8 protein-coding genes are annotated in these 11,647 nt (G+C 66.2%); 3 read left to right on the top strand and 5 right to left on the bottom strand.

All coding sequences use genetic code 11. The features are described from left to right. Window position 1 precedes the first annotated feature (1 nt). A complete protein-coding gene (gene hisB, locus KM135_RS07380) occupies window positions 2-595 on the bottom strand; it encodes an imidazoleglycerol-phosphate dehydratase HisB (protein ID WP_221713342.1) in 594 nt (197 codons plus the stop codon). 137 nt (window positions 596-732) lie between these two features. Between hisB and KM135_RS07375 the strand changes: the two genes are divergently transcribed. Continuing rightward, window positions 733-1,212, top strand: a complete 480-nt coding sequence (locus KM135_RS07375; protein ID WP_221713341.1) for an SspB family protein — start codon at window positions 733-735, stop codon at window positions 1,210-1,212. Between the two features lie 164 nt (window positions 1,213-1,376). Here the strand turns inward: KM135_RS07375 and KM135_RS07370 are convergent, their stop codons facing one another. The 3 genes from KM135_RS07370 to KM135_RS07360 form a co-directional block, all read right to left on the bottom strand. After that, on the bottom strand, window positions 1,377-4,229 hold the full coding sequence (locus KM135_RS07370; protein WP_221713340.1) for a CHAT domain-containing tetratricopeptide repeat protein: 2,853 nt from the start codon (window positions 4,227-4,229) through the stop codon (window positions 1,377-1,379). A gap of 206 nt (window positions 4,230-4,435) precedes the next feature. Beyond that, the gene (locus KM135_RS07365; protein ID WP_221713339.1) at window positions 4,436-5,728 is read right to left on the bottom strand and encodes a YceI family protein; all 1,293 of its coding nucleotides are present in this window, start codon (window positions 5,726-5,728) and stop codon (window positions 4,436-4,438) included. A gap of 256 nt (window positions 5,729-5,984) precedes the next feature. After that, window positions 5,985-6,866, bottom strand: a complete 882-nt coding sequence (locus tag KM135_RS07360) for an MBL fold metallo-hydrolase (protein WP_221713338.1) — start codon at window positions 6,864-6,866, stop codon at window positions 5,985-5,987. A 173-nt stretch (window positions 6,867-7,039) separates the two neighbouring features. Between KM135_RS07360 and KM135_RS07355 the strand changes: the two genes are divergently transcribed. Beyond that, the gene (locus KM135_RS07355) at window positions 7,040-8,584 is read left to right on the top strand and encodes a tannase/feruloyl esterase family alpha/beta hydrolase (protein WP_221713337.1); all 1,545 of its coding nucleotides are present in this window, start codon (window positions 7,040-7,042) and stop codon (window positions 8,582-8,584) included. A 297-nt stretch (window positions 8,585-8,881) separates the two neighbouring features. Here the strand turns inward: KM135_RS07355 and KM135_RS07350 are convergent, their stop codons facing one another. Further along, complete coding sequence (locus KM135_RS07350; RefSeq protein ID WP_221713336.1) at window positions 8,882-10,597, bottom strand: methyl-accepting chemotaxis protein; 1,716 nt, start codon at window positions 10,595-10,597, stop codon at window positions 8,882-8,884. Between the two features lie 447 nt (window positions 10,598-11,044). Between KM135_RS07350 and KM135_RS07345 the strand changes: the two genes are divergently transcribed. Then, the gene (locus tag KM135_RS07345) at window positions 11,045-11,599 is read left to right on the top strand and encodes a F0F1 ATP synthase subunit delta (RefSeq protein ID WP_221713335.1); all 555 of its coding nucleotides are present in this window, start codon (window positions 11,045-11,047) and stop codon (window positions 11,597-11,599) included. Window positions 11,600-11,647 lie beyond the last annotated feature (48 nt).

Genomic DNA, 11,647 nt, shown 5'->3' with positions numbered 1-11,647 from the left:
GTCAGCCGCCCAAAGTGCCTTTGGTGGAGGGAATGGCGTCGCTCTTGCGTGGATCGATCTGCACCGCTTGGCGCAGCGCCCGCGCCAGCCCCTTGAAGCAGCTTTCCACGATATGGTGGTTGTTGCTGCCGTAGAGATTTTCGACATGGAGCGTGATGCCCGCCGACTGCGCGAAGCTCTGGAACCAGTGCTCGATCAGCTCGGTGTCCCATTCGCCAAGCCGCTGCATGCCGATCGGCACTTTCCAGACCAGCCAGGGGCGGCCCGAAATGTCGAGCGCGACGCGCGTCAGCGTCTCGTCCATCGGCGAATGCGCCTCGCCGAACCGCGTGATCCCGCGCTTGTCGGCCAGCGCCTTGGCAACGGCCTCGCCGATCGCGATGCCGGTGTCCTCGGTCGTGTGATGCTGGTCGACATGCAGGTCGCCGACCGTCGTCACCTCGAGATCGATGAGCGAATGGCGCGAAAGCTGCTCCAGCATATGATCGAGGAACCCGATGCCGGTCGACACCTCATAGATGCCGGTTCCGTCCAGATTGACCTTCACGTCGATCGACGTTTCCGCCGTCTTCCTGCTGATTTCCGCGGTGCGCATGGCTGCGGCCTATAGCGCGCCCTGCGCATGCCGCAATGCGATTCTCCCGCGAAAAGGCGGCCGGATCATACGCATGCCGCACCGTCGAACGGCGCTCAGCGCTTGACCGGCCGATCCCCCGCGCTAGGACTGTCCTAATGACGGACGAAGCGCCCGACAGTTTGATTCCCTATGACGAGATCGTCCAGGAGGCCCTGCGGGCCATTCCGGGCCGGGTTCTGAAGGATATCGAGGCGACCGGCGTGCTGCCGGGCACGCACCATTTCTACATCACGTTCAAGACGCAGGCGCCCGACGTCTCGATCCCGCCGTGGCTGGTCGAGCGCTTTCCGGATGAGATGACAATCGTCCTCCAGCATAAATTCTGGGATCTGAAAGTCGGCGAGGACATCTTTGAAGTCAGCCTCACCTTCAATCAGGTGCCGGCGCATCTGGTGATTCCCTTCGCGGCGATCCGCTTTTTCGTCGATCCGGCGGTCAACTTCTCGCTGGAATTTCAGGTGCAGGACACAGGCGACGAGCCAGAGCCGCATGACGAAGCCGAAAATGACGAGCCCGCAATTCCGATGGAGGATGGCTCGAACGTCGTGACCGTGGACTTCGGCAAGAAGAAGTAAGGCCTCGGTTTCGATCGCCTTTCCCCAACATCCGTTCGCCGTGAGCCTGTCGAAGGGCAGGGCTAAGCTCGTCGAAGCCAACCTCTTCACCACTCCGGACGTTGCCTCCGCTCAGGAGTGGGTTCTGACAAGCTCCGCCCGAACGGGTTTGGGCGGCGAGCGCTCTACCGCGAAAACAGCTCGAACGGTGCCCACAGGGCCGGATGATCGGCCGCGACCTCGCCATCCTTGCCGTTCCGCACGGCACGAATCGCATCGCGCAGCGCCGTTGCCGGGTCAGCGCCCGCCTGCATCCCCTTGACCGTGCCGACCGACAGCCGCCGCGCTATGTCGTCGCGCACCGGCCAATGGCTCGCCATGACTCGCTCGGCCCCGGCAAGGAAGAAGCCCTGCACCAGTCCCGATAGCTGCGGCCGATCCTCGTCGGCCGCACTCGCGGTATTGCAGGCCGAGAGAATGACGAGGCGCGCAGGCAGGCTGAGGCCGCCGATTTCGCTCGGCTTGAGCAAGCCGTCGTCGCCATCGGCCGCCGTCAGCAGAAGCGCCGGCTCGTCGAGCCCATCCAGCTCCCCTGACACCAGCCCGTGCGTCGCGAAGGCGAGCACCGCGCCCTGCTGCACCTTGGCGGCGCGCAAGCGCGCTTCGGTCGCCTGATCGCCGAGCAGCAGCTGGGATTGCGCGCCGATGGCCTGCGCCAGCGCCGCCAGTTCTCTGCGTGCATCCGGCAGGGCCGGCAGATCCTCTATCGCTCTTGCCGTGCCGGCCGATCGCATCGCCATGAGCGTGCTGGCAGAGCGCGCTTCGACATCGCCAAGCGCGACGAGGCTTTCGCCTAGCCCGGACTCGTTCCGCTCGGCATCGCGCGCGCGCGGCGCGCGCACCAGCCGCGTCACCACAAGGCGATCCATGAGATGGTCCTTGCCGCGCGCATCCACGGTGAGCAGGCCGAAGGGCAAGGCACCAAGCGAGCCATTGGCAATGACGGCAAGGCGCCGGGCGGGGCGCAGAAGGGCGCTGAGATCTCCGGGGAACAGAAGCGCATGAAGCTGCGAGGCTGCCACGCGATCGAACGGCGCGGCTGCGCCGGCATTGAGCGATCCGCGAAGGCGCGCCACGAGCGGCCCGACCGGCGCATCGGCGGCGAGCACATGCTGCTTCGCGGTCTTGCCGCTGACCGCTGTGACGAGCCACCGGCCGCCGAGGTCCGTGATCATCACGGTCGCCGTGCGATCCGCGCTGGCCGCTTCGACATCGGCGAGTACCGACGGCAGGAAGAAGAGGCGCGTACGCTGCTCTTCGTCGAGCGACGCATCGAGCGCCGCGATCTCGGTGCGGTTGGCCGTGAGTTGCGCCGTCAGGCCGGCGAGGTCGAATGCGGCATCCGGCTTGATGAGATTGGCATCGAGGCGCGCTTCCATGCCCTGGCGCGCGGCCAGCAACTGCCGCCGCTTCACGACGATGGCGGCGAACGACGGATCGGTCACCGTCGCCTGCTCGGCTTCGGCGATGGCGAGCACGTCATCCATCGCGCTGCGTGCGGCCCATTGCTGGGCCTTGAAGGCATCTTCGATTGCGCCGCGACCAGCGAAAATCTCTGCCAGCCAGCCATAGGCCGGCCGTTGGCGCTCTGCCTGCGCCGATCCGCGCTGCAGATTGGCGTTGGCGGTCAGCGCCTCGAAAAGACGGCGCGCCTCGTCGACCAGATCGGCGCTCGCGCGCGTTCCGGCACGATCCTGAACACGCAGCAGCAACGCGCGACCGAGCAGAGCGTCAGGATGATCGGCCGGCAGCATCCGGCCGCGGATCGCCACCGCTTCCCTGGCGGCCATCTCCGCCACCTGCCAGTCGGCATTGGCGAAGGCCGCCTTGGCCAGATTGTCGCGCACATTCGCACGATCGCGATGCCCCTCCGGCAGACGCTCGTCGCGAATCTTGAGCAGTTGTTGCGCGAGCGTCTGCGCCTCGCGACTCCTACCGGTCGCGATCAGCGCGATCAGCAGCGTGTCGCGGGCGTTGAGCGCGCGGTCGCTCTGCGCGCCGAGCTGGGCATCGATGATCGGCGTGGCCGTCCCGAGAAAGGCCACGGCATCGGCATGCTGCCCGGCCCGGATCAACGCCTGGGCAAACTGCACGCGCATCGTCGCGCTGTTCTGGTTGGGTCCACCGGCCGTCTTCTCGATCAGCTCATAGGCACGCCGGATCATCGGCATCGCGTCATGCGGCCGATTCACACGGAACAGAATGGCGCCGAGATTGGCATAGAGATTGGCCATCATCGGATGATCCGCGCCGATCGCGGGGGCGACCCGCGCAATGGCCGTTTGTGCCGTCGCGATCGCCTCATCGGTGCGCCCGGCACTATAGAGATAGACCACGCGATTGGCGTTCCAGATGGCGACGTCGCCCGGAACAGGATCGAGCGTCAGCGCGATGTCGATCGCCTCGGCATTGCGAGCCAACGCATCGTCCAGCCGGCCATGCTCCAGATAGGCGGCCGCGAGATTGGAGAGGGTCGTCGCCTGATCCTTGCGGCTCGTGAGACCAAGACCGCGCGCATAGTCCGCGACGATTTGCTCGTTGATCGCGAGCGCACCGGCATGATCGCCCTTGAAGTTCAGGACATAGGCGCGCGTGCTGAGCGCGTTGCGCCAGGCGGCGCGGTGGACGGGATTTCTGGACGCCCGGGCCAGGATCGGGATCACGGCGTCGATTTCCGCCAGCGCCTTGTCCATCTCGCCGGCAGCGGCCTGCGTCTGCGCGACATTCAGGCGGCCCAGCGCGACGTCCGGATGATTGGCGGGGTAAAGGCGCTGCGCCTCGGCGAGCGTCTCGGCGGCCAGCGTGCGATAGGCGGCAGGGTCTGCTTCTGCATTGGTGGCTTCGAACTGCGCGAACAGCTGATCGAGCCGGCTGCGATCGACCGCCTTGCCCTGTGCCCCGATCGGTATAGCCTGACAGGCCAGCACCAGCCCGAACAACGCCAGCCGCGCCGTCCGGCGCGTCCTCACCCCACTCATGCGACCCCACCTCTTGTTTTCAGTGCCCCGGCTGCATCTTGGGAGCGCGACAGGTGAATCCGCAAGGCTTTTTGGCGGATTGCCTGTCCCGCAGCGGATCAGGCGCGCTGCCAGATGTCGTTGCCGGGCGAGGCGTGCTCGATATCGTCGGCGGCCCGCAGCGCATCGAACCAGCGCCCTTCGACCAGTCCCGCCACCTGCCTGTCCTATTTTTGGCGCTTGGCCTTGAAGCTGAAGGTGACCGTCACGCCATCCTTGATCGTGTTCGTATCGCTCCATTCGCCGGTGCCGACACTGAAGGCCGTGCGGCTGAGCGGAGCGGACCCGCTCACCGTTGCATCGTCGCCCTTGATGTCCAGCGTGAAGTCCAGCGTCACCGGCCTGGACACGCCGTGCAGCGAGAGCGTGCCCGCCGCGCGATAGGCCTTGCCGCCGCGCTGGGTGATCCGGGTCGAGCGGAACGTAGCGCGCGGATGCGCCGCGACGTCGAAGAACCCGTCGCCCTTGAGCGAATCGTCGCGCTGGCCGTCCGCCGTATCGACCGAGGCGAGATCGACGGTCACGCCGATTTTCGATCCGGCCAGATCATCCGGCGAGAACGTGATGTCGGCGTCCCAGCGCTTGAAGCTGCCATCCACGGGTGAGCCGGAATAGTCGGCCCTGAATCCGAGCTGGCCCCCGGCCTGCACCTGCCACGGCGCGGGCGCTGCCTTTTCGTCCACCGACTCATTGGTCGCTTCGTTCGCGGTTGCCGTCTCATTGATCGCTGTCGCCGCTTCATTGACCGCATTGTCGGTATCGTTGAGCGCGAGCATCTCATTGGTTGCGACAGCGGCATTGTCCGGCTCGGCCGGCGCCGGCGTGCCGCCGAACGGCAGCGCCTTGGCGAGGAACATCGCGCCGAGCAGCGCCGCGATCCCCACGACGGCCGCAGTGCCGATGCCGCCCCAGCTGCGGATCGCCCGCGGCATCATCCGCCCGATCAGATCCTCGCGCATCACATGATGCTTGAACGCGCCCGCCACATGCAGCACGACGAGGCCAACGAGCAGCCAGCCGATCAGGCTGTGCGCTGCCTCCGCGGGTTCGTTCCAGCCCGGCCCGAGCGGCAGATGCGGCCAGTGGATGACGCCGAAGACCATGGTCTGCACCTTGATCTTCGCAGTCGATACGATGATCCAGCCGGTGATCGGCCCGCCGATCATGACGACATAGAGCAGCCAGTGGACAGCCTCGGCCAGGAAGGCGAAAGGCTGCGGCTGCGGGAAGGGCGCCGGGCGCGGCACGAACAGCCGCACGCCGAGGCGCACGAGGCTCAGCAGCAGGATCGAAATGCCGACCGTCTTGTGCAGCTGATAGGCCACGAATTGCGGAAGCCCTGCGAGCTCCTCCAGGCGCCAGCCGAGCGAGAGCTGGAACAGCAGCAGGAAGGCCAAAGCCCAATGGAGAAAGATCGCGGCACTCGAATAGCGGGCGGATGGCGGCCGGGATGCGCTCATGGATCGTTGGTCCTCCCTCGCGGCCTACTGCAGGCTCTGCGACGGAACGTGAGTTGCCAGCCGGACGGGAGATTGGCAAGCGCCGTCGGGACGCGCGGCAGATGCGGGCAGAAGGGGGTTGTGACGCAGCAAATCACCCAACCAAGGCAAAGCTCGCTACGCCACGGCAAGGCTTAGAACATTGCCTGCCTTAACAGCACCTTACAGGTGCAATAATTTCATCTGCGTCCGCGTCATTCGCCAGTAGCCGCCCCGGTCACTCCAGGAAGCGATAGCGATAGACGTCGCCATCGCGCAGCACCCGGCCGGCCGAGGGATCGCGGAAATGGGCGGGGAAGCAGACCATTTCCTCGTCCGCCGCGCGGCCCAGCGTGCGCAGCCGCACATCGCGCGCCGCTTCCGGATCGCCATCGAAGATCATCGTCAGCTCGGGGCGGACCATCTGGATCGGATGATGGACGACATCGCCCCAGAACAGGGCCTGCTCCCCGTCCGCCCGCGCCAGCACCGAGAAATTGCCGGGCGAATGGCCGAAGGCCGGCTCCAGCCACACGCCATTGCCGATTTCGCGATGGACGGCGATGTCTGCCTCGACCAGCTCCGCGCGCCCGGCCTCATAGACCGGCAGCACCGAATCGCGGAAGGCGCGCAGATGATCGTCCTCGAGATCCTGCTCGCCGAAATGCTCGAAATCCGAGCGCGAGAAGAGATAGCGCGCATTGGCGAAGGTCGGCACCCATTTGCCGTTCTCCAACCGCGTGTTCCAGCCGACATGATCGAAATGCAGATGGGTGCAGAGCACCAGATCGATATCGTCCGTCGTCAGGTCGAGCGCGGCGAGATTGGCAAGGAACGGCGTCTCGACCCGGTCGACATCGGGGATCGAGCGATGCTTGTGATCGCCGTTGCAGGCATCGACGAGGATGCGCAGCCCGTCCAGCTCCAGCACATAGCTGTGCATGCTCATCGTGAAGGCGGACTGATCGGGCGTGGCACCGAGCGTGTCGTCGACGTTCCAGGTCGCGAGCCGGGCGAGGTCCTGATCCGTGACGCCCTGCAGGATCATCGAGAAGGGCGGAGCGCTTTCCATCTCGAACAGCTTGCGCACCCTCATGCGTCCCAGCGTCACCGGCTTCATAGCACTCTCCCTTTGCTTTTCGTTTGCCTAGCAGGCGATCCGTGACCGGGCCAGCCGGAGCCGCTGCCCGTAGGACCATGTTTCGTTTCTGCGCCGCGCGCGCATCGCTTGTTGACTTGGTCTGCAATCTCCTCACCAATCGGCACAGGATTTCGGGAGAGGAGAGGCCCAGGATGATCCGCACGACTCTGTTTGCCGCCGCCAGCGCGCTCGCGCTTGCTATCGTCAGCCCCGCCGCCGCCAAGGATTGCGGCGAGCTTGCCGCCCTCGCGCTCGACAAGGGCAAGGTCGATTCGGCGGAGCTCATCGCGGCCGGCGCATTCGCGCCGCCGCCATCGCCCTTCGGTCCGCCGCCTGGCGTCGCTCCGCCGAGTTACAAGACGCTGCCCGCTTTCTGCCGCGTGCGCGCCACGCTGACCCCGACCCCGGATTCGGACATCAAGGTAGAAATCTGGCTGCCGGCCACGGGCTGGAACGGCAAGTTCGCCGGTATCGGCAACGGCATCTGGGCAGGCCAGATCAGCTATTCCCAGATGGGCCAACCGCTCGAGCGCGGCTATGCGGTGGCCTCGACCGATACCGGCCATGTCGGCAGCGGCCTCACGGCCGAATGGGCAGTCGGCCATCCCGAGAAGCTGGTCGATTTCGGCCATCGCGCCGTCCACCTGATGACGGTCGCGGCCAAGCAGGCCGTTCAGGATTTCTACGGAAGGAAAGCCTCGCTTTCGCTCTGGAACAGCTGCTCGACCGGCGGCCGGCAGGGCCTCATGGCGGCGCATCGCTATCCCGAGGATTATGACGCGATCTCGGCCATGGCCCCGGCCAATCCGATGACTGACCTCATGACGCAGACTATGTGGGCCGGCTTCCAACCCAAGCGCTGGCCGGCCGCGGGTCTTGATCCGGCGGTGCTGGGGCTGGTCCACAAGGCCGCCGTCGCGCAATGCGACGCCGGGGACGGGCTCAAGGACGGCCTGATCGGCCAACCCCAATCCTGCACGTTCAAGGCGGCGCAGCTGCTGTGCAAGCCGGGCCAGGGCAGCGATTGCCTCAATGCCGATCAGGCAGCCGCGATTCAGGCGCTCTATGACGGCGTGCGCGACAAGGATGGCAAGGTGCTCCTACCCGGCTGGCCGGTCGGCAGCGAAATGGAACTTGCTGTCCTGCTGATGGGGCCTGAGCCATTCCCGGTTGCCACCGACTATTTCCGGCTGCTGGTGCATGGCGACAAGAAGGGCTGGGACTGGCGCAAGATGGACTATGCCAGCGAGTTGCAGGCGGCTCGCGCTTTCGGCAGCGCGATCCTCAACATCCCGCCGGACGGATTGGCCGCCTTCTTCGCGCGCGGCGGCAAGCTGTTGCTCAGTCACGGCTTGGCCGATGGACTCATTCCCGCAACCAACACGCTCGCCTTCCATGCCGCCCTCAAGGACAAGGCCCCGGCCGACCAGCTGCGCCTCTACATGGCGCCGGGCATGAACCATTGCGCGGGCGGCGAGGGGCCGTCGGCCTTCGATACGCTGGGCGTGATCGATCGCTGGGCCAGCGACGGCAAGGCGCCGGACGCCATCGTCGCGACACGCATGCCAGGGCCGCCCGGCGCGCCCGCCCTGCCGCCGATGAGCCGCCCGCTCTGCCCCTTCCCGCAAGTCGCGACCTACAAGGGGAGCGGCAGCACGGACGAGGCAGCGAGCTTCATGTGCGCGGCGGCGAAATAAGGCAGGTTTGCCATACAGGGCCGGCGCGTGCCTTCGCGCCGGCCTGACATGTCGCATGAGACGAAAGAAATGATGCCCGAAAGGCACAAAGCCGATCCTGAGCACGTCCACCGGTTCGCGAAGACCTCGCGCCCCGGTACCCGGCTGTTAATGCGGTTTTGCTGACAACCGGTCCGGTCGCTCGGCGGATTCATGCGGCGATATATGGGCGACTGCCGCCGCGGCATGCGAAATCCGGATCCGAGCTGGCGTATCTTCAGCCTCCGGCAAAATGGGAATTCTGAATCCCCCATAACCCTATGCCGCTTCGCTCAGATTCGTCCGCAGCGCCGTGAATTCGCGATTGAGGTCGGCAATCTGTCCGGCCACCGTGTCCGCTGTCTCGAGCAGCTTGCGCGCGGTGATGACCAGTTCGGCTGAGCCCTGCCGTGCCTCTTCCGTCGCGGCGGTGATCTCGCGCATCTCGGCCCTGGTTTCGGTGATCGAGCCGGCCATGCGCTGGCTGGCGCCCGCCTGCTGCCCGGCCAGCGCATCGACGGAATCGGCCTGTTCGCCGACGCCGCTGGCGAGCCGTTCGACCAGTTCGGCACTGTCGAGGAAATCGGCTGCCGTTTCCTTGATTCGGCCCAGTTGCCGGGAAATCTCGCCCGCCGCTTCGCCCGAATCGACCGCGAGCGCCTTGATCTCGCGTGCGACCACGGCAAAGCCGACGCCCGCCTCGCCGGAGCGATGCGCCTCGATATTGGCATTGACCGAGAGAAGATTGGTCTGCGCCGCGATGCGCGTGATGAGATCGAGCGCGCGGGCGATTCCGGTTACCAGTTCCGATAGCTGCTGCGCGTGCGCGCGATTGCGAACCGATTCCTCGATCACATCGTTGCTGTGCGCCCGTGTCTTCGCGGCGGTTCCACGCACGACCGCGACCAGATCGAGCAGGCCCCGGCTTTCGCGCTGGGCCTCGTCCACGCGAGCAGCGGCCACGGCCACGCTCTGGGCGACCGCATGGGCGCGATCGCGCGACTGGGTGGAGGAGCCCGCGAGCGCCGTGGCCATGTCGCGCATCGTCGTGGCCGCCTGTGCCAGCGCGGCAACGAGCTGGCTCAGCACCGCATCGAAGCGGCCGAAATGTGAGTCGATGACGCGAGCACGGACCTGCAGGGCGCGCGCATCTTCCTGCTCCCTGGCGCGCAAGGCGTCTTCCAGCTCGCGCCGCCGCAGTGCGGCCTGCTCGTCGGCGCGCTGTCTTTCCCGACGCGCCTGCTCTGCCGCGTGCGCATTCGCTTTGGCTTGCGCGAGCGCCTGAGCAATGGCGCCGATCTCATCACCGCGATCCATGTCCGGCACCGCCATGTCGGCCGAATCGCTGCTGGGCCCGCTCGCGACATGGGCCGCGATAGCGGCGAGCGGCCGCACGATGCGTCGTTCACCGAGTTGCACGATGACCCAACCGCCGGCAATGGCGCCGAGGGTGACCGCGACGAGCAGCAGTTCCGCCGCGAAGTTCACCCACCGCAAGACGAGACGGTCCTGTCCCGCCGTGGCGCCAAGGTCGGTCGTCGATTGGGCGATGCGGCCGAGCAGCGGATCGACACCGCCATAGAACTGGCCGGACAGGAAGAAGTCGAGCCGATCGCGATCACCCTTGGCAAGCAGGGCCGTCAGCCGATTCAGAGCCTCGTCGGCATCGGGTCGATGCATCGCGAAATCGGCCGCGATGGAAGGCGCCGTCGCGTCCAGTTCTTGCCAGTCACGCGCCAGCCGGGCCTGAATATCGCGGAGCGCTGTGACGCCCCCGGTCGCGTCGATCGTGCCGATCCTCACCTTGTCGGCGATGGCCCAGCTGGTCTGATAGGCAGATGCGATCGTCTGGAGCTGGTTCATTGGCACGATGCGCTGCTCGACGAGTCGGGCCGAGATCATCCGGTTGACGGTGAGCGCCCCGAGCTGGGCAATGATGAGCAACGCCAGAAGCGAACCCGCGGCAAACAGCAGCCGCGCCAGCTGGCCAGACAATGATGCCCCGCTCTGCGCCGCAAGCAGGGCGCGGAAAGTCGGCAGGGGGCGACGTGGCAATCGCATCGATTCTCGTCTCGTCATGATCTGTCCGGTTTTGACCGGTTGTCGCTCGCCGGATAGTGAAGGACGCATTGACGAAAGGTTACGGGAACTCAATAAAACCAAACAGAATCAATGTCATAATTCTGCAACGAGTGTGTCACATTCTATCTTGCAAGTGCGATCCGGGGCGCCGCCCACGCCTGTCCGGCGCGGATCGACCACGCGGCGACGGACGCTAAGTTACGGCAGGGCATCGGATTTCATGAGGGCTGGCGGAGTCCGCCCCTCGCGGCTTGCATCACGGGGCGACCCCTGCTAACCGCGCCGCGTGTCAGGGGGGCGGCCATGCTGTCTCCCCTTTTCTGGCGCATTCTAACCGGCGATGAAGAGGCATAGGCGCGCGTGGAGACTTCCAGCGGTATTCAGGCTAGCTTGGCGGGGCGTTACGCGCTTGCGCTGTTCGAGCTGGCACGTGACGGCAAGGCGCTCGACTCGGTCGCAGCCAGCCTGACGACTCTCAAGGCGGCGCTGGCCGAATCGGCTGAGCTCAAGGCGCTGACGCAGAGCCCGCTGATCGGGCGCGAAGCTGCCGCCAAGGCGATCGATGCCGTCGCCAAGTCGCTGGGCACCGATCCGCTGACCACCAAGACGCTCGGCGTGCTGGCGAGCAATCGTCGCCTCTCGCAGCTTCCCAACGTCATTCGCGCGTTCGACACGCTGCTGTCCGCGCACAAGGGCGAGACTCGCGCCGAAGTGACCTCGGCCTTCCCGCTGACCAAGACGCAGCAGACGGCGCTCGCCAAGCAGCTCAAGACCCGCACTGGCCGCGACATGGCCCTCGATCTCACCGTCGATCCCGCCATCATGGGCGGCCTCATCGTCAAGATGGGCAGCCGGATGATCGACAGCTCGCTCCGTACCCGATTGAACAAGCTCGCCCAGGCGATGCGCGGCTGAGGCCGCGCGTTACCCGAGCGATCGCGGCTGAGGCCGCTCCAGAAGATC

The organism is Sphingobium xanthum (assembly GCF_019737615.1).
Lineage (GTDB): Bacteria > Pseudomonadota > Alphaproteobacteria > Sphingomonadales > Sphingomonadaceae > Sphingobium > Sphingobium xanthum.
The sequence above is the reverse complement of the archived record's forward strand: the minus strand, read 5'-3'. Positions and strand labels throughout refer to the sequence as shown.